At 48.4% G+C, this 24,498-nt stretch carries 15 protein-coding genes; 7 read left to right on the forward strand and 8 right to left on the reverse strand.

Features of this window, described 5'->3' with window-relative positions; translation table 11 throughout:
• Nucleotides 1-7 precede the first annotated feature (7 nt).
• From I1H34_RS01635 to I1H34_RS01645, 3 genes are all read right to left on the reverse strand, one after another.
• Nucleotides 8-1,756 (reverse strand): ribonuclease J, encoded by a 1,749-nt coding sequence (locus tag I1H34_RS01635; RefSeq protein ID WP_212664043.1) that lies wholly within the window; start codon nt 1,754-1,756, stop codon nt 8-10.
• Between the two features lie 113 nt (nt 1,757-1,869).
• A complete protein-coding gene (gene dapA / locus I1H34_RS01640; RefSeq protein WP_212664044.1) occupies nt 1,870-2,754 on the reverse strand; it encodes a 4-hydroxy-tetrahydrodipicolinate synthase in 885 nt (294 codons plus the stop codon).
• Between the two features lie 217 nt (nt 2,755-2,971).
• A complete protein-coding gene (locus tag I1H34_RS01645) occupies nt 2,972-4,012 on the reverse strand; it encodes an aspartate-semialdehyde dehydrogenase (protein ID WP_212664045.1) in 1,041 nt (346 codons plus the stop codon).
• Nucleotides 4,013-4,534: 522 nt separating this feature from the next.
• Here I1H34_RS01645 and tig point away from each other — a divergent pair.
• The 6 genes from tig (at nt 4,535) to I1H34_RS01675 (ending at nt 12,370) form a co-directional block, all read left to right on the forward strand.
• Entirely contained in the window at nt 4,535-6,181 is a 1,647-nt protein-coding gene (gene tig / locus I1H34_RS01650; RefSeq protein WP_212664046.1) for a trigger factor, read from the forward strand.
• Between the two features lie 153 nt (nt 6,182-6,334).
• Nucleotides 6,335-7,051 (forward strand): ATP-dependent Clp endopeptidase proteolytic subunit ClpP, encoded by a 717-nt coding sequence (clpP, locus tag I1H34_RS01655; protein ID WP_315874856.1) that lies wholly within the window; start codon nt 6,335-6,337, stop codon nt 7,049-7,051.
• 9 nt (nt 7,052-7,060) lie between these two features.
• The gene (gene clpX, locus I1H34_RS01660; protein WP_212664047.1) at nt 7,061-8,401 is read left to right on the forward strand and encodes an ATP-dependent protease ATP-binding subunit ClpX; all 1,341 of its coding nucleotides are present in this window, start codon (nt 7,061-7,063) and stop codon (nt 8,399-8,401) included.
• A gap of 20 nt (nt 8,402-8,421) precedes the next feature.
• A complete protein-coding gene (locus tag I1H34_RS01665; protein WP_212664048.1) occupies nt 8,422-9,279 on the forward strand; it encodes an alpha/beta fold hydrolase in 858 nt (285 codons plus the stop codon).
• A 1-nt stretch (nt 9,280) separates the two neighbouring features.
• The gene (mutL, locus tag I1H34_RS01670) at nt 9,281-11,002 is read left to right on the forward strand and encodes a DNA mismatch repair endonuclease MutL (RefSeq protein ID WP_212664049.1); all 1,722 of its coding nucleotides are present in this window, start codon (nt 9,281-9,283) and stop codon (nt 11,000-11,002) included.
• Nucleotides 11,003-11,008: 6 nt separating this feature from the next.
• The gene (locus I1H34_RS01675; RefSeq protein WP_212664050.1) at nt 11,009-12,370 is read left to right on the forward strand and encodes an NYN domain-containing protein; all 1,362 of its coding nucleotides are present in this window, start codon (nt 11,009-11,011) and stop codon (nt 12,368-12,370) included.
• 19 nt (nt 12,371-12,389) lie between these two features.
• Here the strand turns inward: I1H34_RS01675 and I1H34_RS01680 are convergent, their stop codons facing one another.
• The 5 genes from I1H34_RS01680 to I1H34_RS01700 all read right to left on the reverse strand — a co-directional run bounded on the left by I1H34_RS01680 (nt 12,390) and on the right by I1H34_RS01700 (nt 23,389).
• The gene (locus I1H34_RS01680) at nt 12,390-16,610 is read right to left on the reverse strand and encodes a PAS domain S-box protein (RefSeq protein ID WP_212664051.1); all 4,221 of its coding nucleotides are present in this window, start codon (nt 16,608-16,610) and stop codon (nt 12,390-12,392) included.
• Nucleotides 16,611-16,783: 173 nt separating this feature from the next.
• The gene (locus tag I1H34_RS01685; protein WP_212664052.1) at nt 16,784-19,171 is read right to left on the reverse strand and encodes an endonuclease MutS2; all 2,388 of its coding nucleotides are present in this window, start codon (nt 19,169-19,171) and stop codon (nt 16,784-16,786) included.
• Between the two features lie 294 nt (nt 19,172-19,465).
• Nucleotides 19,466-21,430 carry an amylosucrase gene (locus I1H34_RS01690; protein ID WP_249369705.1) on the reverse strand — a complete coding sequence of 655 codons (1,965 nt, stop codon included), beginning with the start codon at nt 21,428-21,430 and terminating at the stop codon, nt 19,466-19,468.
• A 349-nt stretch (nt 21,431-21,779) separates the two neighbouring features.
• Complete coding sequence (locus I1H34_RS01695) at nt 21,780-22,214, reverse strand: ferritin-like domain-containing protein (protein WP_212664053.1); 435 nt, start codon at nt 22,212-22,214, stop codon at nt 21,780-21,782.
• 206 nt (nt 22,215-22,420) lie between these two features.
• Nucleotides 22,421-23,389 (reverse strand): carbonic anhydrase, encoded by a 969-nt coding sequence (locus I1H34_RS01700; RefSeq protein WP_212664054.1) that lies wholly within the window; start codon nt 23,387-23,389, stop codon nt 22,421-22,423.
• Between the two features lie 214 nt (nt 23,390-23,603).
• Here I1H34_RS01700 and I1H34_RS01705 point away from each other — a divergent pair, with 214 nt between their 5' ends.
• Nucleotides 23,604-24,479, forward strand: coding sequence for an aminoglycoside phosphotransferase family protein (locus tag I1H34_RS01705; RefSeq protein WP_212664055.1), 876 nt, complete (start codon nt 23,604-23,606; stop codon nt 24,477-24,479).
• Nucleotides 24,480-24,498 lie beyond the last annotated feature (19 nt).

Raw genomic sequence — 24,498 nt, forward strand, 5'->3', positions numbered from 1 at the left:
CTGAAACTTAACGTGCAACCGTTACTTTACGTCTCTCTGCATAATCTGCTTTCAAGCCGGCTGGCTGTTGTGGATGTTGTAAAAGCATTAGCAAAGTAGCATTGGTTTGGAGTTCCCGCCTTAATAAGCCTTGTAGCTCCCGTTCAATATAGCTTTTAAGACCATCCCAGTCTATTGAATGATCATCTGCCTGATTATACTGGTCCCAGCGGTTTCTCAACGCTAATTCAACAGCACTTTGTACCCATGCCTGCCATTTATCAATGGCGATGGTAGTGACTACCCCTCGCAAATGAACTTCAGGTGCTGTCAAGAGTTGACCATCCAGCCCGATTGTGGCAGCGACCGTCACCAGCCCATCTTCTGCTAGGCGTTGACGTTCCTCCAACACATGAGCTTTCAAGATACCTGCTCGGTCCATGAGCTCAATCCCAGAAGGAACCTTCCCATCAATCTGAATGGAGTCTGGAGTCAACGCCACCATATCTCCATTATTGATGATCACCATGTTTTCTTCAGGAATCCCCATACTCTGGGCGGTTTGGGAATGCTTAATTAACATGCGATGCTCACCATGGACTGGCAAGAAGAATTTGGGGCGAGTTAAGTTCAACATCAGCTTTTGATCCTCTTGGCAACCATGCCCCGAGACATGAATGCCATGATGTCGACCATAAATAACGTTGGCACCCTGCATCATCAATTGATCAATGGTGTTGACGACCGAAATGGTATTCCCTGGAATGGGGTTTGCCGAAAAGACCACGGTATCGCCTTTGCGAATTTGAATTTGACGGTGCTCCTTACGAGCAATCCGAGATAGGGCCGCCATTGATTCCCCTTGGGAACCTGTGGTTAAGATTAAAATCTTATGATCTGGAAGATTCCGAATTGCTTTTAAGGGCTCAAACAGACTATCGGGGCATTTGATGTAACCCAGATTTCGAGCATGGGCAATCACATTCAACATAGAGCGGCCGACAACAGACACTGTTCTACCCTGTTTTTGGGCAATGTCTAAAATCATGTTGATGCGATGTACGGACGAAGCAAAGGTTGTCACCAACAAGCGCCCTTTTGCCTGGGAAAACACCCGCTCCAAATTGGGATACACCGAGCGTTCAGAGGGCGTAAAACCTGGCACTTCTGAATTGGTTGAATCACTAATCAGGCATAATACGCCTTGCTCTCCATGTTCCGCTAACTTTTGTAAGTCGAAGTTCTCGCCATCTACTGGGGTGTGATCGATTTTGAAATCCCCTGTAAAAATCACTACCCCAATAGGGGTATGAATAGCGACGGTGAAACTATCCGCCATGGAGTGAGTATTGCGAATAAACTCCACAAAGAAGTGAGAGCCTAAGCGCACAATATCTCGGGGGGCAACTGTTTTTAGCTCTGTCTTGCCAGCAACACCTGCTTCTTCTAGCTTCCGTTGCAACAAGGCCATTGCCAGTCGGGGGCCATGAATGACTGGAATGTCAATTTGCTTTAAGTGAAAAGCAATGCCTCCAATATGATCCTCATGACCATGGGTCACAATCATGCCCTTGATTTTGTGGCGATTTTCACGCAAATAGGTCATATCTGGCAGCACAATATTGACACCGTGCATGCCATCAGTGGGAAATGCTAGCCCAGCATCTACTAGGATAATTTCGTCTTCAAATTCAAAAACACAGGTATTTTTGCCAATTTCATGAAGGCCACCCAAAGGAATAATCTTGAGGGCTTGTTGCGTTTCAGTTTCCGTCATATGGTTCCTTAGCTATAAAGTCTTTTGTTATGTAATGGGCAGACGCTGTAATGCCTGCATTTAATTGCGATTGATCTTGTTGTGGAGCATTTGGGTGTGGAGGTGCTCTATTCCTACAGCAATGCCAAATCCGTTAAGGTTTCTTGCAATTTTTGAATGATTTGATCAGGAGCTTTAGGGAGAGGCAAGCGTGTGGACCCAACTTGCCATCCTTGTAATTGAAGCGCCGCTTTGACTGGAATGGGATTAGTGGTTGCGAACAATGCTTTACATAGAGGGAGTAATTTAAGGTGAATCTCTTTTGCGACTTGCGGTTCCCCTGCCGCAAAAGCAATAACCATCTTTTTAAGCAATTCCCCCACCAAATGACTGGCTACGCTGACTACGCCTGTAGCACCAACGGATAGATAAGGTAAGGTCAGAGAGTCATCTCCAGAGTAAATTGAAAACTCAGGTGGTGTTAAACGACGAATTTGACTGACTTGATCAAGGTTGCCACTGGCTTCTTTAATAGCCACAATATTGCCAATTTCTGCCAATCGAGCGACTGTCTCAGCTTCCAAATTCTGTCCTGTACGGCCCGGGATGTTGTATAACATCAACGGGAAATCAGGAACCGCCTCCGCGATGGCACGAAAATGTTGGTATAAGCCGTCTTGTGGTGGCTTGTTATAGTATGGCACAACCAGCAATGCACCATCTAGTCCTAATTTTGCAGCTTGTTTTGTTGCTTCAATGGCCTCTTGGGTGGAATTAGAACCAGTTCCCGCCATAACTTTAGCTTTATGGGCAACTGCTTTATGAACCACTTGAAACAGTTCATATTCTTCTTGCCACGTTAAGGTGGGTGACTCACCTGTCGTGCCGCAGACTAAAAGGGTGTCTGTGCCGTGATCGGCAAGATGGATGGCTAGCGCTTCGGCCACAGAAAAATTCATCTCCCCAGTATCAGTAAAAGGGGTGACCATGGCTGTCAGAATCTGTCCGAAGAAGGTCACGCGCTGTCCGCTCCGATATTAATGTTCAATGTGCTCATGCGAAAAATGGCAAACTCCAGTTTTCATGGGTGATTAAGCTTAACAAGCTGTATTGATGCTTTTAGAATGCTGGGTGAGATGACCCTCACTCTTGCTCCTTCCACAGAGATGGTGTGCAGGTATAGTTTGACTATGAATTGGCGTTTGCCGCTGCACAACAAGCCCAGCACGGGTACGCTTAGGCAGACGCCACAGCAGCTGGTTTCAACAGTTGTCGTTCTACCAGCAATTCTGCAATTTGCACCGCATTTAACGCTGCGCCTTTCCGGATTTGGTCGCCGCTTAACCACAACTCTAGGCCGTTGGTATGGGAAATATCTTGACGGATGCGACCCACGAGAACTTCATCACGTCCGCTTGCATCAATCGGCATAGGAAAATAATTCGCTTGCCAATCTTCTACCAACTTTACCCCTGGAGAATCCTGTAGGATCGACCGGGCTTTCTCAACTGAAAAAGGCTGAGAAAACTCTAAATTAATGGCTTCTGAATGGGCTCTAAGGACTGGAACACGGATACATGTGACAGATACTCTTAAATCAGAAACATTAAAAATCTTGCGGGTTTCTTGCACCATTTTCATCTCTTCAGTGCAATAACCATTCGCATTCAAGTCAGAATTATGGGGGAATAAGTTGAATGCTAAGGGATAAGGGAAGATCTCTGTGGGCGGCGCATCACCATTCAACATTGCTTGGGCTTGAACTTTCACCTCTTCCATTGCCCGCGCTCCTGCACCACTCGCAGACTGGTAGGTTGAAGCAATAATTCGTTGTACAGGCTGTAACTGGTGTAATGGCCACACCACGACATTCATCAGAATAGTGGTGCAATTGGGATTGGCAATAATTCCTTGATGTTGAGTCACGGCATCAGGATTGACTTCAGGCACAATCAAGGGAACCTGAGGATCCATCCGATAGGCGCTAGAGTTATCAACCACGACTGCTCCAGCCTTCACTGCTTTAGGCGCCCAGGTTTTGGAAACGCTACCACCTGCTGATGCTAGAACTAAATCTATATTCTGAAAGGCTGCTTCACTAACCTCCTCAACCTTAATGGTTTCTCCTTTAAACGTAAGGGTTTGCCCAGCTGAACGATGAGACGCTAGTAGTTTGAGAGAAGATAGCGGAAAATCCCGTTCTTCTAGTAGGGTAATAAGCTCTGCACCTACTGCTCCAGTTGCCCCTAATATGGCTACTCTATATGCTTGACCCAAATTTGATTCCTCCAGCGTCTGTAATTAAAGGGCTAAATAAATAGTTCAATGTGTAAGTTCAGGATAGTTATCAAAGAAAGTTCAGTTTGGAAAGTCTTGGTTGCACAAATGCTAGCTGGGCCGCTTTGAAGTATGGCTCGAAGCTTGTGGGAAATCGAAGGGCTACTGTTGATGTTGCGTCTTGCCTTAAGTAACCTTTCCCTCTAGTTTAGGGCATCAACCTCCGGTCTTTGAAATTTTTGATGTATTTTATGCCCTTAGGTGAGTCACTTTGGACGAAGTGGTTAGAAGATCGTGTGAGGAAAGGTCAGACGCTTATACTTCACTAGGGTTCCCAGTTAGAACTAATTATATCGTTTGCTAGCAACGCATTAAGAACATGAACTGATGCAAAATTGGTTAATCTAGGTTTAGCTGCACTCACAACTTGAATTAGAATAGCTCTACCAATATCAAACAACCCTGTTTGATTAGTTATATTATTCACACATTATTTTTGGTCCGCTGGGAGAGGGAATCGATTTGTCTAAAACTAAAGAGCTACTTAAAGTAACACAGGAAAAGCTCCCTGGCAGTCAAATCAGTCTGGAAATAGAAATTTCTCCTGAGCAATCGCGTCAAGCGTATGAACAAGTGATTACGAAGTTCATGCGATCTGCTAATATTCCTGGTTTTCGCAAAGGTAAAGTACCTAAGCAGGTTATTCTCCAGCGGTTTGGCACAGATCAATTAAAAGCTTCTGCGTTGGAAGATTTAGTACAAAAGAATTTTGAAGCTGCGGTCAAGCAAGAAGATATTGAAGCGTTAGGTAACGTTCAGTTCCGCTCGTCCTTTGATGAACTCGCCGCTCAGTTTGAGCCGGGCAAGTCGATTGTGTTTGCCGTTAGTGTTGATGTTCCTCCTGAAGTCACACTCAAGACGTATCAAGACTTTAAAGTTACGGCTGAAAAGATAGAGTATGAGGCCGCTAAGGTTGATGAAGTGCTAGAAGAGCATCGATCGTCCAATGCGACCTTGGTTCCCGTCGAGGATCGAGCTGCAGCTGCTAACGATGTCACCCTCGTCGATTTTGAAAGCCGCTTTTTGCCTAGTGAGTCAGACGCTGATGAAGAAGGTGAGACTCCCGAAGGGGAGTCTGTCCAAGATTTTCAACTGGAACTCGTGAAAGGGAAGTTTATCGACGATTTGATTGACGGCATCATCGGCATGCAAATTGGGGAAACCAAGGATATTGCAGTTACGCTCCCTCCAGAATATTTCCAAGATGAATTGGCCGGTCGCTCAGCCGAATTTACCGTCAATCTCAAGGATATCAAGGCGAAAGAGTTGCCACCTTTAGACGATGATTTTGCCCAAGATGTGAGCGAGTTTGCGACTTTAGCAGAATTGCGCCAGTTTTTAGAGGATCAATATCAGCAAGAGGCCCAAGACAGTACGGATGCCAATGTAGAAGCAGCCCTGCTAGAAGCCTTGATTGAAGAGCTAGATGTTGATCTGCCTGAAAGCATGATCGATGATGAGCTGAATGTCATGATTCGAGAGACCCTCAGTCGCTTGCAGTCTAATGGTTTAGACATCAATAAGCTGGTGACTAAAGAGATGTTGGGGGAGATGAAGGAGCGAATGCGGTCTGATGCGATTCCTCGCTTGAAGCGAACATTGGCTTTGGCTGAAGTGGCTAAAGCGGAATCGATAAAGATTGAAGCGGATGCTATTGAACAGCGATGTCAAGAGATTTTAAAAGATCTGCAAGGACAAGAGATTGATCGGGATCGCTTGGAAGCTGTTGTTGAAGATGAGTTGCTACATAAGCAGGTGGTTTCCTGGTTAACTGAGCATTCTGATGTGGAATTGGTTGAGCCAAAACCTGAGGAGGATGCTGAGGAGTCAGCAGCTAAAGTAGAGGAAGACGCTCCTATTGCTGAAGAAGAATCATCTGAAGCTAAAAAAACTGCTAAATCGGTAGCAAAAAAGACATCTACAAAAAAAGCTAAGTCAGCTAAAGAAGCTGAGGAAGCGGTCGATGAGACCAAGGATGAATCAGCCGCCAAGAAGACAAGTACAAAAGCTAAGCGTTCAACTGCAAAAACAACTAAAAAAACGTCTACTAAGGCGAAAAAAACATCTGCCAAGCCCAAAGAAGATGATTCAAACTCTGATGCTGAATAACGGGTTGCCAGGCAGTTTAACTACGAGGGCAGCTTTTTCCAAAAGAGTTAAGGCATAATATAACTGGTTGATATGGTGAGCGGGTAGTTGCTGTAGAGCCCGACACCTAGATATCCCTAACACTACCCATTGATACGATTAACGTTGAGGTCCATGAACTTGTCTCATTCTTCTGATCACTTCTATCCTGGTCTGTCTGGTGAGTCCAGTCCTACCTATATGCCGCCTCGCAATATTGTACCGATGGTTGTTGAGCAGTCTGGCAGAGGGGAGCGGGCTTTTGATATTTACTCTCGCTTATTGCGTGAGCGGATTGTCTTTTTGGGTGGAGGAGGCTCTGCCAACGGAGGCGGCATTGATGATGCCGTTGCCGATGCAATTGTGGCCCAACTCCTCTTCCTGGAATCAGAAAATCCTGAGCAAGATATTTACCTTTACATTAATTCACCTGGCGGTTCGATCACGGCAGGAATGGCTATTTACGACACAATTCAGCATATTCGCCCCGATGTTTGTACCATTTGTTTTGGTTTAGCAGCTAGTATGGGTGCGTTCCTTTTATGTGCAGGTACTGCTGGCAAACGCATGGCGTTACCAAATGCACGAATTATGATTCATCAGCCTTTGGGCGGTGCTCAAGGTCAAGCTGTAGATATTGAAATTCGAGCTAAAGAAATTTTGTATCTTAAGAGCAACCTCAACCATCTCATGGCAGGCCATACAGGCCAGCCTTTTGAGCGGATTGAGGCAGATACCGAGAGAGATTTCTTTATGTCCGCAGAAGAAGCACAAAAATATGGTTTGATTGATCAAGTCCTCACTAGACAAAATCTTCCTAACCACTCTGAAGCCGTCAGTGAAGTCCACTAAGAGAAAGCCATGTCTAAATATGACTCCCATCTCAAATGTTCATTTTGTGGTAAATCTCAAGAACAGGTTCGTAAGTTAATTGCTGGGCCGGGGGTCTATATCTGCGACGAATGCGTGGATTTATGCAACGAAATTCTAGATGAAGAGCTATTTGATACTGCAAGCACCATGCCTGCTGCGAGTAGAGCACCTGTGGCAGAGCGTAAACGGTCTCAATCTGCTCCACTGTCGCTCAACCAGCTCCCTAAGCCACGAGATATTAAATCATATTTAGACGAACATGTCATCGGACAAGACGAAGCTAAGAAAGTCTTGTCCGTTGCCGTATATAACCATTACAAGCGTTTGAGCATTAGCCAGGCATCGGCAGACTCTGTTGCTGAGTTGGATGATGCGATTGAATTACAAAAATCTAACATTCTGTTGATTGGCCCCACAGGATGTGGCAAAACTCTGTTGGCTCAGACCTTGGCCCAAATGCTCGATGTTCCGTTTGCAGTGGCAGATGCCACGACTTTGACGGAAGCTGGCTATGTCGGCGAAGACGTTGAAAATATTTTGTTACGGCTTTTGCAGGTCGCTGATCTGGATGTAGATGAAGCCCAAAGAGGGATCATCTACATCGATGAAATTGATAAGGTGGCGCGCAAGAGTGAAAATCCTTCTATTACCCGAGATGTTTCCGGTGAAGGGGTTCAGCAAGCTCTATTAAAAATGTTGGAAGGAACGGTAGCCAATGTTCCTCCGCAAGGGGGGCGGAAGCACCCATACCAAGATTGCATTCAAATTGATACCACCAATATTCTGTTCATCTGCGGTGGGGCGTTTGTAGGTCTTGACAAAATTATTGAGCAGCGGACTGGTAAAAAAGCCATGGGGTTCATCCAAGGTGAACCAAAAGCAAAAGAGCAGCGCACTGCCGATATGCTGCGGGATTTAGAAGCTGAAGACTTGGTCAAGTTTGGGATGATTCCTGAATTTACAGGTCGAATCCCGGTGATGTCTGTAATTGAAGCCCTAGATGAAGATGTGCTATGTCAGATTTTGACTGAGCCGCGCAATGCCTTGGTAAAGCAATATCAAAAACTATTGCGGATGGATCGTGTAGAGCTGGAATTTCAGCCCGATGCGATTCGTGCCATCGCCCAAGAGGCCTATCGACGCAAAACGGGAGCTCGAGCGCTGCGAGCCATTGTCGAAGAGATTATGCTGGACGTGATGTATGAGCTGCCGTCTCAATCTCGCAAAGAGCTAACCCAATGTTTGATCACCCGTTCTATGGTGGAACAGCGGTCGACGGCTGAGCTGTTAGTGCATCCTGCCGCAATTTCGACCCCAGAATCTGCATAAGTTCGTTTCGGTCAAACTCCATGCCTCAGGTTCTCATTCGCGGTCATGATCACTACTATGAGTGGGTGAGTCAGGAACCTCGTCAGTTGGGATCTGAGAAGCCTGTAATGGTTTTTCTGCATGGCTGGGGAGGCTCAAGTCGCTATTGGCGGCCAGTTGCTCAAGCACTGGCTACCAACTTTGATTGTTTACTCTATGACCTTCGTGGATTTGGGCAGTCTCAAGATTTGATTCGGGCTTCTAGAGCAGTTGAGACTTATACGATTCAATCCTATGTTGAGGATTTAGCAGCCCTGTTGGATGCTTTGGATGTTCCACAGGTGTTTCTCCAAGCTCATTCCATGGGATCGACGATTGGTGCCTTGTTCCTTAACCAATATCCTCAGCGAGTTCAGCAAGCGATTCTCGCCTGTAGTGGGTTGTTTGAATATGATGAGGAAGAATTCCGTCAGTTTCATCAGGTGGGCGAGTGGGTGGTGCGGTTACGGCCTCGCTGGCTGGCCCAAGTGCCCCTGTTAGATCGACTATTTATGGCTCGCTTCCTCCATCGGTCCATCGCTGCTGACCAACGTCGAGGGTTTGTATCAGACTATGTCAGTGCAGATGCGGTTGCTGCTTTGGGCACCTTATTGTCTGCTGTGAGTGAGGCGGTGGCAATGGCGATGGCTACAGAGTTTGCCCAGCTCCAAATACGAACCTTAATTGTGTCAGGGGATAAGGATCAGATTGTCCCAGCTGACTCGGGGGAAGAGGCTGCAGCTTTGAATCCCAATATTGACTATGTGAGGATGGCCCAAACAGGGCATTTTCCCATGCTGGAAGACACCGCCACCTATCTACAGCATATCCACCACTTTCTAACGCCAGTACCCTGTTGAGATGGTAGAGTGCGCCCCCGATCTTCAGATTCAACCCCTGGGAACTGATTTAGTTCACCGGATTGCGGCAGGAGAGGTGATTGATTCTCTGGGGGCTGTGGTGCGAGAGCTGTTGGATAATGCCCTGGATGCTGGAGCCGATCGTATCAGCATTTCCCTTTGGCCCCAAGACTGGCGGGTTCAGGTGGTTGATAATGGCCAAGGCTTGACTGCTGCAGATTTAGCGCAAGCTGCCACTCCCCACACCACCAGTAAACTGCAGCGAGAAGAAGATCTGTGGGATATCCATACCCTCGGTTTTCGAGGTGAAGCCCTCCATAGTTTGGCTCAAATGGGGCGGTTAGAGATTTGCAGCCGACCGATGGGAACGGCCCAGGGATGCCGAGTTCGGTATGATCACCAGGGCCATGTGGTGGCCCAAGAGACGGTTGCGATCGCAACCGGTACCGTCGTCACCGTTGCCGATTTATTTCAGGACTGGCCCACCCGCAAACAAGCCCTCCCCGATCCAGCGCGACAAATGCGGGGGGTGCAAACCATCATCCATAACCATGCCCTCTGTCACCCCCAGGTCACCTGGCAGGTTCAGCAAAATAATCGCTTGTGGTTTAGTATTGCCCCAGCCGAGGTGGCTCAGGATATTCTTCCCCAGTTACTGGCGACCCTGCGACCCGGGGATTTATGCCATCATCGCTTCCAAATTCCCGATCTACCGGGAGACAATGCTGTAGAAGTTGTGTTGGGCTTGCCCGATCGCTGCCATCGCCATCGCCCGGATTGGGTGAAGGTGGCGGTCAATGGTCGCTGTGTCCAAGTCAGTGGTGAAGATGCGGGCCAGTCTCATCCCTTGGAGCAAACTATTCTAGCGGCGTTTCGCCAAACCCTACCCCGCCATCGCCATCCCCTATGCTTTATTCACCTCCATGCCGACCCCCAGCATGTGGATTGGCATCGACATCCCGCTAAAACAGAGATTTATCTTCAGCACTTAGACCAGTGGCGACCTGCTATTACGACGACGATTCAGGAGGCGCTGCAAATTCCTGCTGATATTAGGGATTCGGGCCATACCCAGAAAATTCGCCAGTTGATGAAAGTGGCGGAGGCCAAAGGGGTCTACCACTTACAGCAGCCATCGATACTGTCTCCCCAGCCTGAACAAGCGGCGAGCGACTCCGGCTTTAATATCCTCAAGGCCATTGCCCAATTGCACTGTACCTATATTGTGGCTGAACATCCGACGGGGGTTTGGCTGGTGGAGCAGCATATCGCCCATGAGCGGGTGCTCTACGAACAGCTGGGACAGGACTGGCATTTAGTGCCCTTGACTCCACCCCTGATGCTGCGGGATTTAACCGAGGGACAGGTGGAGCAACTCACGGATATCGGCATTGATATTGCTGAGTTTGGCCATCAGCTATGGGCCATTCGCTCGGCTCCTCAACGTCTGGTAGAACGCTCTGATTGCGAAGCGGCACTGATTGAACTCAGTCAATGTGAGAGTATTGAAGCAGCCTTAGCTGCCACCGCTTGCCGGAGTGCCATTCGCAATGGCATGGCCCTCAATCTGTTGGAGATGCAAAACTTGTTGGATCAATGGCAACAAACCCGCCATCCACGTACTTGCCCCCATGGACGACCGATTTATTTATCGATGGAAGAAGCGGACTTATCTCGGTTTTTCCGTCGGCACTGGGTGATTGGTAAAAGTCATGGAATCTAGATATCAATGGTTCAACTTAGTAAACAAGGATTGATTCTAGGATTAGGTCCTTTGGCCTTTGCGATCGCATTTGGGGTTACCTATCTATCAGACCGTGATACTCGGCGGGCCTCCGTTACAGGGTTGGCAGCCCTTTCTGCAACCTATGCCACAGGACTGATCGCCACTGAAGATCGCCGCCGTGCAGCCCTGGCAAGTGCTAGCCACCTTCAGATTCAGATGCCGCTTCAGACGAGTTCACCGCCTGTACCCTCAACCCCTGTGTCCAAATCGGCACCCAGTGAGGTCGCTGTTTTTTGGGATTATGAAAATGTCAAAATTGCTGCCCAAGGGATTCAGGCTCCCCTGGCTGAATCTTTAGTGGATTATTCTCAATCCCAAGGCCATACGCGGCTGAAAATCGTCTACTCCAACTGGCGACGGGAAAAAGAATCTTTAGTTCAGGCCCTGTATAGCTTAGGGTTTGAGCCCATCCATGTTTCAACGGGCAAAGAAAATGCAGTTGATGTCAAATTGACCGTTGATTGTTTAAATACGGCTTATCAATATCCCGATGTTGGACATTTTATTATCGTTACAGGCGATCGTGATTTTGTACCCTTGGTGAATGCCTTAAAAACCCTAAAAAAACGGGTGACCCTGATTGGACGAGCTGAAGTGGCTAGTAATCAGCTGTTACTCAGTGCCGATGAATTTATTGATTTAGAGAAGCTGGATACTGAAGAGACCGAAGAGACCACTCCCACCAAACGACTCACCCAATCCATTAGCTATGAGGATGCCGTTGCCTGCTTACTCGCAGCCATTAACCTGGCACGGGATCAAGGTAAAAGTACCCGGTTTGGGGCGGTTGATCGATTGATGCGGGCCAATGTCAAATACGCCTATGCCGGGGTGGCGTCGATTACCCGTCCGGATGCTGCTTCGTTTACCAACTTCAGTGCCTTTGTTGATGCGGCAGCTACGGCTGGACAAGTCCAAATTAAAACCCTAGCAGGATTTAAAGAACTGTTTTTGCCGGAAGAAGATCCGGAAGCGGAGTCTGAATTTAGCTCTCAAGATTCTGGCCCTCTCACCCGTGAACAGTGGAAAATTATCCTCGATCAGGTGCAAAGTGCTTTTAAGGAAACTGATCCAGAGCATAATTCCTATGGTCGGTTTATGTCCTTGTTCTTTTATGTTCGGTTGGCGAAGAAAGATGGTCGCCTGCCCCATAGCAATGAGCGGCTCAAGCAATCCCTCAGTCGCTTGGTGGATCAAGGGATTTTGATGGAACAAGCCAATCGCAGTTTTCGCGTCGGAGAGAATTGGGAAGACAAAGTTGAGGGTTGGCTAGACCAATTGGTGCAAACGGAAGGAGACTCTTAAACCCTGAGTCTGGCCTGAGCTATGAGGCATAGGTAAGGGAACAGGGCAAGGCAATGCCATATCCCTGGACATAGTCTATGCCCATGGTCTGTAGCTTTTTCCGGGTGGAGAGATCGCCGACAGATTCTGCAATCGTTTGCAAGCCCATCACATGGCCAATGTGGTTGATCGATTCCACAATGGCCTGAGTGGCAGGATCGTTGGCCATATCTTCAATAAAGTGACCATCGATTTTCAGATAATCTACCGGTAAGGTCTTCAAATAGGCAAACGACGATAATCCACTGCCAAAATCATCCAGGGCAAATTTGCAGCCCAACTGTTTGAGTTCATTAATAAACGTAATGGCTTGATTGAGATTAGAAATAGCTGCTGTTTCCGTAATTTCGAAACAAATTTGAGGGGCAGCATGGGGATAACGCTGGAACTGCTCTTGTAGAAACTGCAAAAATTGCTCATCCCCAATACTGGCTCCAGAGAGGTTGATCATATAGGGTAAAGGCTGATCCGCTCCGGTTTTGGCCATTTGGGGAGGGTTAAAGTGATCCACTAAAAACTGACTGATCACCCAGCGATCAATTTCCGGCATGAGATTGTAGCGTTCAGCAGCAGGAATAAAGGTGGCGGCACTGACTACCTGATCTTGCTCATCCACCATGCGGAGGAGTACCTCACAACATTGGTGGATCTCAGATTGATTGGGATCGGTGGGGACAATGGCCTGACCATAGAGGCGAAACCGATTTTCTTCTAAAGCCTGCTTGATGCGACGACTCCACCGCTGGGTTCCCCGCTGTTGGACGAGTTCTAAATCATCGAGCTGATAGACGTGAATGCGATTACGGCCTCGGGCCTTGGCCGCATAGCAGGCGGCATCGGCTGCGCTAATGAGGCTAGACAGATTGTGGCTATCGTAATTAATGGCCACTAGACCAATGCTGAGGCCAATGCTAAAGGTTTGTTCATTCCAGCTAAAGCGGAACGCTTGTAAGCGCTGCCGGAGCTGTTCTGCAATCACTTGGGCCCGTTCCATTGAGCATTGGTGCAGCAGCAACCCAAATTCATCCCCTCCTAAACGAGCGATAACATCGGTGCTGCGAATGGTGTGTTTGAAGAGTTCTGCCACCTGCTGGAGGAGTTCATCCCCTGCGGCATGACCACAGGTATCGTTGACAATCTTGAACTGATCTAGATCGAGATAGCAAAGGACATGCTGTAGCTGATCGCGATGGGCAGAGTGTAGGGCTTTCTGGAGCAGCTGTTCAAATTGATAGCGATTGACTAACCCGGTGAGGGAGTCATGGCTGGCTTGCCAGGTCATTTGCTGGGAGAGCTGACGAGATTGACTGACATCTCGAAAGACTACGACGATACCGAGAATATGGGTGTTGCGATCGCGAATCGGTGCTGCCGAATGATCGATGGCATATTCTTGGTCATCCTGGGCAATCAAAAGGGCTTGATGCTCAGAGATGGCAATTTCTCCTGTCATCAATACGGAATCAATTAGCTGAATATCAGGGCGGCGTGTCGTTTCATCGACCACCTGAAAGACATCATGAATAGGATGTCCTTGAGCCTCAAAACAGGACCACCCCGTTAGTTTTTCAGCCACGGCGTTGAGGTGACGAATTTGGCCCTGGGCATCCGTCGTAATCACCGCATCACCAATCGATTGCAGGGTCACTTGGGCAAGTTCTTTCTCTTGGAATAGTTCTTGTTCCATATACTTGCGGTCTGTGATGTTATGGGCCACCCAAATGACAGACGTGGGAGACAGGGGCGTAATACTGGCCACATACCAAGTCGGTACTGAGGTCGAGGGCAATTGATACTCGAAGGTAACGGTTTCTTGGTCGTTGATCGCTTGCTGAATATGGTCGTGAAAGGCTTGAGCTTGCTCATTTTCGAGCAGCAATACTTCCGCCGTTTGATTGATCATCTCTACCATATCTGGCGAGACGAGGGAGGGGGGAATCGCATTAATTTGCTGAGTCTCGGTATCAAACACGAACACAATATCCGTCATGCCATCAAAGACGGCCCGAATCTGAGCTTCGCTGGAGCGGACCTTATCCTCTAAAACTTTTCGTTCGGTGATGTCTACACAGGAACCGATATAGCCGACAAAGTCACCATTGGGTAAAAAGCGAGGGGTACCCATATCGATCAGCCATCGATAGGCTCCATCATGCCGCCGGAGCCGATATTCCATACAAAAGGGTTCACGGGCATCAAAGGAAGCCGTACAGATGTCTAGAGATGTTTGTCGATCCTCAGGATGTATCCCTTCAGCCCAACCCTTGCCCAGCTCGTGGGCCATGGTCTGTCCTGTAAATTCAAGCCATTGTTGATTAAAAAACGTGCACTGTTTGTCTATCCCTGATATCCATAACAGCACAGGAGCACAGTCCGCCATTTGTTGAAACCGTTGCTCACTTTCCCGCAAGGCAGTTGCTGCCTGGACACGATCGCTAACGTCCCGCTGGACCATCAGGATATAGGGATCTTGACTGGTGGGATCCGTTACCACAGTACAGGAGCAATCAATGACTAATGTCGTATCGTTTTTACAGATAAATTCAAGGGTTTGACGATAACTACCCTGATCAATCAACTGAGCTAAATAGGTCTCATACTCGACTTGGCTGCTGTCGTTAAAGTAGGTCTTGATTAAGCTACCTAATAGTTCCGAGACTTTATACCCTGATTGTTGGATAGCCGCTTGATTGACTCGGCGAATCACACCGTGGAAATCAACGACAAATAACGCATCAGGGGCAGCATTAAACAACATTCGAAAGCGTTTCTCACTCGCTCGGAAGGCAGATATACCCAGGGAAACTCGGGTTTCTAGTTCTCGATTGAGCTGTTGACGTTCCAGTTCGGCTTGTTTGCGATCACTAATATCTTGCACCATCACAATGAAGTAATCGGGAGCCCCTGTGGCAGTTATGGCTAAGGATATGGTCAAATCCAGCCAGGCTGAATGTCCTTGAGGATGCCGATAGTGATGTTCCAGCTGAATAGAGTCTTGCTGTTGGGATTGTAGTTTCTCCTGCCAGTTCTCTGCTCCCTGGGGCATCTGAAGCACATCATGTACGAGATGATGGCAGACTTGGGTTTGTATTTGGTGTAATATCTCGCAGAATTTTTGGTTGGCCAACATCACTTGCCCTTGCAGATTGACATGGGCAATGCCAATCACGGCTTGCTCGAACATGACTCGAAAGCGTTCTTGGCAGAAATATAAGGTGGCCGCATCGGCCTCGACTTGTTTTTCGAGATTTGTTTTTTGATGTTGTAACGATAAGATCCGCTCATCTTGAATTTGTTCTACCTGCTGATGCAAAACCTCGGCGGTGTGATGCGCTTCGGGTACATTGAGGGCAGCCAAAATGCTGGCTTGAGTTAAAACGCCGGCTAAGTCTCCCTGCTGTCCCATCACCACGAGGCGGCGAACCTGTATTTTCTGCATGGTTTGATGGGCATCCCAAAGCTTGTCATCTAAGTTGAGGCAAACTAAGGGCTGACTCATAACCGTTTCCGCCAGGGTTGTGCGGAGGTCGAGGCTGAGGGCTTGGAATTTAACGATATCTCGCTCGGTGACAATGCCCAAGGGCTTAATTCTGCTGCCTTGAGACTGCTGTTGGACAATCACCACACAACTCATTTTGTACATCGCCATTCTTTGGGCCACTTGCTGGATGCTGGCTGTGGGAGGGGCCGTCACTACGGTTGGCGTCATCACCTCACTCACATGCCGCAACTTCAGCAACATGGTTGGTTCTAAGACTTTACGAATGCTCTCTGTGGTAATAACCCCTACCAATCCACCCGTTGCGTTCAGGATCGGTAAATGACGGATATTTTGGGTTTGGAGTATAGAAAGAGGGGTCAGAATATCCTGTAGCTCAGTGTCCAGGAGGGTCAATGGCTCCGGACTCATGACCTTTGAGGCGCTGATCTGGCTAAAGTCTGTCTCTGTTGTACTGAGCTTAACGATATCTCGCTCCGTCAAAATGCCCACTAATTTCTGCTGCTGTTGGACTAAGACATAGCTGAAGCGTTGGCGGTTATCGCCTTTGGCTTGACCTTCCCGCCCCAGACTCATCAGCAAGACCACTTCCTTGAGACTGGCTTGAGGGGGAACAACCAGAGGATGGTGATCCATACTGGCTTGCACAGCAGTAGGGTTCAACCATGGTTGTTTCACCTGGGTGCTAGGTTGGCTGGTCATAGATAGCAATCCTCAGCAGGGGCCAATCAAGTCCGGGAATCAGGTTAAAGGCTTAATTTTCACACAAAACACCCAGAAAATGCTTTCCTAGGTTGCCCTAAATCCTTGTGAGGTCTAACATCTTATTACAAAAGATGACAGCCTCTTGTTTGAGTCGCTAGAGAGCAGCCCTCTTAAACACCACAATGGGCAATAGTTACACCTTTCCCTCCATCGGCTTGTTCCGCGAATTCGTAACGAGAAACCAGGGGATGTTGCTTAAGATAAGCTTGCACACCTAGACGAAGTTTGCCGGTCCCATGCCCGTGAATGATCCATAGGGGGCCTTGAGCTTTTGCGATCGCATCTTCAATCACCACTTCCGCATCGGCCACTCTAGACCCCCTGATATCTAAGGTGTTCTGGGAGGTGCGAACCATGGGGGCAGAATTTTTAGGTGTATTGTCTTCTTTTTTAGGTGCACTATCAGTTTGCTTGGGTGGTGGCGCGACCTTCTCGCCCGTTAAGGACTCCACCTCAGTGGGCTTGACGGTCATTTTCATCATCCCAAACTGGACTATCAGTTCCTGGGTAGGCGTCACCTTAATTACGTCTGCTTTCTGGCCAATACTGGGAATGCGAACCCGATCCCCCACCTGGGGGTGAAACCCTTTGGGGGGTGGCGCTTTGGGTTTGGTGCGAGAGGGGAGCCGCTGGTTAGCGATTTTCTCTAGGCGTTGGGTGGCATCCTGGGCAGCGGGGGCTGATTTGGGCTGTTGTTGGAGGTCGCGAATCACTTGTGCGATCGCTTGCTTAGCTCGCCGAATTTCTTCTTGCACCGCCTGTTCCTGCTGTTGCCGCAGTTTTTGTTCACGGACTTTCAAGTCAGATGCTTTTTTAGACACTTGTTGATGCAGCTGTTCGGTACTTTGCAATAGCTTGGCAGCCGCTTGAGCTTTGGTTTCCTGTTGGCGACGTTCGGTTTCTAACCCGGCAATCACCTGATTGACATCATCCGTCTCGCCATCCATCTGGGCTTGGGCTTGAGCAATCACCTGCTCGTTCAATCCCAATCGTTGGGCAATAATTAAGGCATTCGAGCGCCCCGGAATCCCCCAGAGCAGCCGATAGGTAGGCTGCAAGGTGGCATCATCAAATTCTACGGAAGCATTTTCAAACCGGGCATCGGTATATTTGAGCGCTTTGAGTTCACCAAAATGGGTGGTCGCTATGGTGAGCTGAGCATGATCTGCCAAATAGCGGAGGAGGGAAATGGCTAGGGCACTCCCTTCTAGTGGATCTGTGCCCGCTCCTACTTCATCTAATAGGACCAAAGATTGATCGCTTAAGGCCGAAATAATATCCTGAATTCGGCGAATATGACCGGAGAAGGTGGATAGGCTCTGTTGCAAGGATTGTTCATCCCCAATATCCGCCAAGACCTGATCAAACCAGGGGAGTTCCACAGGCTCTTGGGCTGGGACAAATAACCCCACCTTGGCCATGATCGTGGCTAACCCTAGAGTCTTTAAAGTGACGGTTTTTCCCCCCGTATTGGGGCCAGTGATCGCCACGACCTGAATATGGGGTTGAATGGTGACATCAATGGCCACCACCTCTGGCCCTTGTTCATGTTGCTGTTGCCAGATCAACAGGGGGTGACGCAACCGACGCAGGGTTAAGGTTTCGCTATTATTGCGGTCTACAAACCGAGGTCGATTTGCCCCTAGCCAATAGCTATATCGCGCCCGAGCCGTGGCTAAATCAACGGCAGTGACAATGAGAATTAGGGTTTCTAGATCGACATGAACCTCTGCAATTTTTGCCGTTAGGGCTTGGCGAATGGCTTCGGCTTCGACCTGCTCTTGTCGGGTCAGTTGCCGTAGACGATTATTCAACTCCACTGTCGCCCTAGGTTCAATGTAGAGGGTGGCACCACTGGTGGAGGTATCGTGGACAATCCCTGGCACGGCATCTTTCTGGGGGGCCTTGACGGGCACCACAAATCGATCGCTGCGTTGGGTAATCAGCCGTTCTTGTAAGGCTGCTCCCTTACGCTGCAACAGCCGTTGCAAGATGGTTTGCACCTCATTACGAACTTGATGCTGTCGTTGACGGATGCCCAGCAATTTTTCGCTGGCCCGGTCGGCAACTTCGCCTTGTTCATCAATACAGTGGCGAATCTCTTGCTCCAGCTCTGGGTAGGTCCGCAGGTCGGCCACCAGCTGATTGAGGCTGGCTAATTCTGGATAACGATTAATGATTCGGCGTAAGTTACGGCTACCGAATAGGGTCGTGGCGACTTGCAGGAGTTCTTCACCACTAAGGATGCCTTGGCGTTGCGATCGCGCCAAAGCTGCGCTGATGTCATAAATCCCTTCAAAGGTCAGGGACGTGAGCAGTTGAGTTTCTAAATCGTAAACTTCTTGGGTTTGCTGCAATAAGGTTTCACTGGTGCCAACCGTTTCAGGAAGCGCCAACTGGACCGCTGCAGAAACGCCTAACTTGGTTGCCGCAAAGGTGGACAGGTGCTGGCATAAGCGCTCCCACTCCAGCAGCTCTAGAGTTTTTTCAACAATCACAATGTTTGAATGCGAACCGGTTATTCTCCACTCCTGTCATCGTAACAAGCAAACTCTCAGGTGAGGAGATGAGCGAACTGCGGCAAAAGCTGAATGTGCTCTTTACTGAGAGCCAATATTTGCCTAATGCTTACAGGTTTCATCTTCTTGGCAAGATAGCTTGCAACACTTCAAGCATCATAGTTATGACTCTTTGCTTGGCTGCTTGAGACGGATGCTCTTGGATTAGCCAGATGGTGATTATGTTGACTCGATATTTATATGTCATTGATGTCACCCTACACCTGGTAGCCATTATCGAACGCCAATCAAAATCATAAATTGATAAGGATCCAACATCAGCTTTTGGGTGGCGGTGATTGTGGTTCCCGACACAATATCCGTAAAGGTTTTGCGCATACCTAGTAGCCGTAACCGTCTCCCTACAATGGCCTGCTCATTTTCAGTAAAGTTGCCGAGCACCAACACACTTTGATCATCATGATGGCGGAAATAGCCAAACACATGATCATTCCCTGGATCCATCAAAACCGTTTCTGACCCCGTAAACGCCCGGTTTTGCTGACGAATATTAATGAGCCGCAGCAGTCCCAAATAGATTTGCCCCCAGACTTCTTCTGAGTTACGGCGCGAGTCAGCCCTTGCCCAATCGAACGCAAGTCGATGGGCCCATCGACTATCTCCGTCCTTCTCCGGTGACTGACCATAGTCATAGTCGTTGAGGATGCCTAGCTCATCGCCTAAATACAGGAGGGGAATGCCCCCGATGGTTAATAAAATGCCGTGCAGCAGCAAAATTCGCCGAATGGCCAGCTCTACTTGGGCTGAATCCTGTTCATAGAGACCTTTCTCTAAACCACAAAGAGAAGCCGTGGTTCCCGAAATACGGGCGAGTTGGGTGTCTGGATTTTCTTGAAACGGTAGGCCACGGGCAAAACTATTTTCAAATCGATTGGTATAAAACGCCGTCAAGAACTGGCGATGGTGCAATGGATTGATATTGAGTTCCCAGGCATCATTGTCCGAAAAGGTCCAGCCGATGTCGTCATGGCACCGAATATAGTTGACCCAAGCACAGCCTTCTGGCAAGTCAAACCGCTTCTGCATTGCGTGGCGCAACACTTGGGTATTCCGAGTTGCCAGGGCTTCCCACAACAGGGCCATCAACTGTGGATTGTAGGAAAGGGGACATTCCTCTTCACCGATATAGCGTCCAACTTCATCAGGATGGACGATCGCTTCCGATTTGAAGACCATCGCGGGAGCCGCAATTTGCAACACCGCATTAAAGGCTTGAATCAGGAGATGGGCTTCCGGTAGATTCTCACAAGTACTCCCTAGCCGCTTCCACAAAAATGCTACAGCATCCAGCCGCAACACTTCGACCCCCACATTGGCTAGGAACAGCATTTCCTCAACCATATGGCTAAACACCGTGGGATTTTCGTAATTCAGATCCCATTGGTAATTACAAAAGGTCGTCCAAATCCATTTGCGAATTTTGGTGCGGTAGGTAAAACAACCCGGATGCTCATCGGGAAAAACTGAATTAACCGTTTGTTCAAACTCATCGGGTAGCTCGCGATCGCAATACATCCGGTAGTACTCCTGATGCTCGCGATCGCCTGCCATCGCTTGCTTCGCCCATTGATGCTCATCAGACGTGTGATTAAACACGAAGTCTAGGACCAGACTAATGCCATGTTGCCGCAGTTCGGTGGCGAGATTTGCCAGTTCCTCCATGGTGCCTAAAGAAAGATCCACTTCGCGATAACTACTCACGGCATAGCCGCCATCGTTGTCGCCCTCTAGGGTTTTGAATAAAGGCATCAGATGCAAGTAGGTGATACCGAGTTCCGTCAGATACGGGATGCGATCGCGGATGCCACTCAAATCCCCTGCAAATAGATCGACGTAACACATTGCCCCCACCATCCGATGGGACTGATACCAGTGGGGGTCTGCTTCTCGCATCACGTCCAAGGCCTTCAGTTCATCGGGCCGTTTTATCCACATTTGGGTTGTGGAGTCTAAAATCTGTTCTAGATGATAGAAAAAGTCATACTGATGGCCATATAGCTGGTAAAGCAAGCCAAATAAACGGGGAAAGTGGGTTTTAATGCGCTGAACATAGCTTTGCCAAGCACCTTGATCAATTTGGTCCGCATAGCGAACTTCTAAACGAGGCATTAACCGGGACAGGGACTTGATACTGTGTCGTTGCAGGGCTACAGCATCCATGGCTTCTTGCATCGGCATTAGTAAAGGAATGATATTGCAATAGTGTATCTGTATCCATGCTTTGGCAGGAGGATGGGCCCAGGCAGTCTATCGGTCTAGCTGACCCCTTTCACATAGTGCCCAAAGATGAATCATCAGATAGTGATCTCACGATTTTCGAGGTTATGTTTACACCTATGTCGATGGCAAGAATGCAGCCTGGTGTGCAATCCAAGGGAGAAGGACATTTCCCTCTTACCATCGACAAGCAGCCCCTATCAAAATCGTCAGCCGGTCTATAATCTCGCCCAGATCAGCAGGAGAAAGCTTGGCCTGAAACGTTGCAAAATAACATCTCTCTGCGGGGACTTAACCCCTCAAGAGACCATCAGCTAAAATCGCGAAGCATCTTCTTGATTTCAAGATTATGCATTTCTTCTTGCCCAATTTTAGTGCGGGTATATTCTTCCAGGTAAATGCTGGCGTTTTCTACAATCTCTAAGAGCTGTTTGTAGAGATTCAAGGCCATTTGCTCATGGTTCAAACTTTCTTGCAGCAAGTTTCTGACCGCATGCTGATTGGTCTCTTCAATGGGAGCAATCTTCTGGCTCGGATGCCCTTCTAATCCAGTGATGATTTCTCCTGCTTCCTGAGCATGGATCAGGGATTCGCTAGCTTGTGACTTAAAGAAATCCACAATGGGTAATCGATTCGGCCCCGTTACCATCAACCCATAATGGGTATAGCGCACAACCCCTGCCAATTCAAATTCCATAATCCGATTGAGAAGGGCAATAGTCCCTGCGGTATCGAGGTCTCTCATAGGGGCAAGCAATTTAACTCATAATGATGTCACTACACCACGCTGAATGCCTTACTGCAGAGACATTGAGGTGAAATAGAAGAAGTCCAAGTGTAACACTTGTTTCTAGGAAGACCCGTTATATGAGTGAAAAAGCTTTACAGGCAAATTATTGAAAATCACCGGTATGATTGTTGGTCGCCATGAGTAGAGATAATCGCCAAGAACTATCCCATTTGCCGGAGCCATACCGGAATTTGTTCCGAGAATTGATGGTGGTAATTCTGGGCTTCACTGGCGCTCATGCCTTCATGGCGGGCATCTTCTAGGAGTCTGCTCATGGACCGCATGCGGTCTTCTACATCGACCCAGGAATCCGGCGACGCTTTCAATAGTGCATTGAGCTGAGAACGAATGCGATCTGCCGCAGGAGTGCCATTGACGGGCGAAGCAGCTGGAGCCGAAGACGCAGACTGTAGACGCGGTGCAGGCACTTCACAGGCCACAGGCGGGGCATGGGTACTAATCAGGTATTGCTCTAGTCGAGAAGGCAAGCTGGGAGGAGGGTCTAAGAGCTGGCTTTGAGGGGGGATGTAAGTATGGGTTTCCTCGTCATAGGCCAGGACTTCACCGGTTTCGATGTGATAGATCCAGCCATAAATCTGCAGTTTGCCTTGCAGCATCCGCGATCGCACAATCGGATACGTCTTCAGATTATCAATCTGTACCAGGACATTTTCGGCGACTAAAATTTCAACCCGCTCTTCCCCCGCGGATTCAGGGTAGTTTTCGGTCACGAGTCGCCGGGTGGTTTCGGCATGCTGCAGCCAGTCGTACACCAAGGGCATATCTGCTTGCAGCTTATTCAGCTTCATCAGCCCTTTCATGGCTCCACAGTGGGAATGGCCGCAGATCACCACTTGATCGATCTCCAGTGCGGCAATGGCATATTCAATGGTGCCACCTTCGCCTCCATTGGCTGCGCCGTAGGGAGGCACAATATTACCGGCATTACGGATAACAAAAAGCTCGCCCACATCTGTCTGGGTAATGAGGTTGGGATCTACCCGTGAATCAGAGCAAGAAATGAATAAGACGCGAGGTTTTTGACCGTGAGAGAGTTCTTCTAAGAGGCCTTGATTCTCAGCAACGTAGCTTTGCTTAAACTCTTGTAGACCACGAACTAGCTTTTTCACGATTGAACTTCCTCGTCACGACGTTGCGCGAATAATGTCATCGGGCTAAGTCCACGCAAGTTTTGGAATGGTAATCTTCTCAAGACCTCAGTTTAAACTATATTCAAGCAGTCAAAATATAAAAAAAGTTTATCGTTGCTATCATGCCGTTATGAGTGGGTTGTTAGGAGTTCCTAGGCTCCCATGACAGGATGATTGAGCAGCAGGACTCAGTATGGAAGATAGACGTCACTCCTATCAATCGTTTGATCCTGAATTAATCAGCCCATTTCTGCAGTCCGTCGGTGCTCATCTCACGATCCATACTGTCGAGCTATGCACCACTGGCAGAAGCAATACCCATTACAAATTAACTCTGAGTGATGACAGTATTTATATCCTCAGACTGTACGCACAAAGCAAGCCTGAGCAAGACACCTATATTTTTAATTTAGTAAAGGATGTGGTCCCTGTTCCTGAGCTGTTGGCCCAAGGGCCACGATGGGCAATATTATCGTTTTTGCCCGGCAAGCTATTGTCTGATTGCCCAGAAGATGTGGACAAGGCCGCCACTGCGCTTGCCCATATTGCTGCGATCCAATTCAAAGCTCCTGGCCAGCTACAGACTGATGGTTTGATCACTCCCTTTGGTTTTGGAAGACTCTCAGGCTATATTGCGCGACAGCTTGATCGTTCTGAGGTTCAGAGCTGGTTGAGTCTCAAGACTCTAAAACAATTGCAACAACTCCAGGGCCAAGATGCCAGCCTCCTCCAAGAATTAGACGCAGAAACTTACCTGGTTCATGGAGACTTCAATCCCACCAATATTTTGATCCAGAACGGCCAAGTCAGCGGCATTTTAGACTGGGACTATTGCCATTCGGGAACGCCCTATATGGATATTGGCAATCTGCTCCGACATACCCCCAGCCACCAATATCAGCAGATTAAGGTCGGGTTGGAACATGGAGGCATGGCTTTACCAGAAGATTGGCAACAACGGGCGGAGTGGGCTGATCTCGCCAGCCAGCTAGAATTTTTAACCTCTAGTCGATCGGATGTCTTCAAACAACAATGTGTAAATAGAATCAATCGCTATATTTTGAGGTGAGCCGGTATAGGGTTCCCAT

This window comes from Acaryochloris marina S15, from assembly GCF_018336915.1.
GTDB classification, from domain to species: domain Bacteria; phylum Cyanobacteriota; class Cyanobacteriia; order Thermosynechococcales; family Thermosynechococcaceae; genus Acaryochloris; species Acaryochloris marina_A.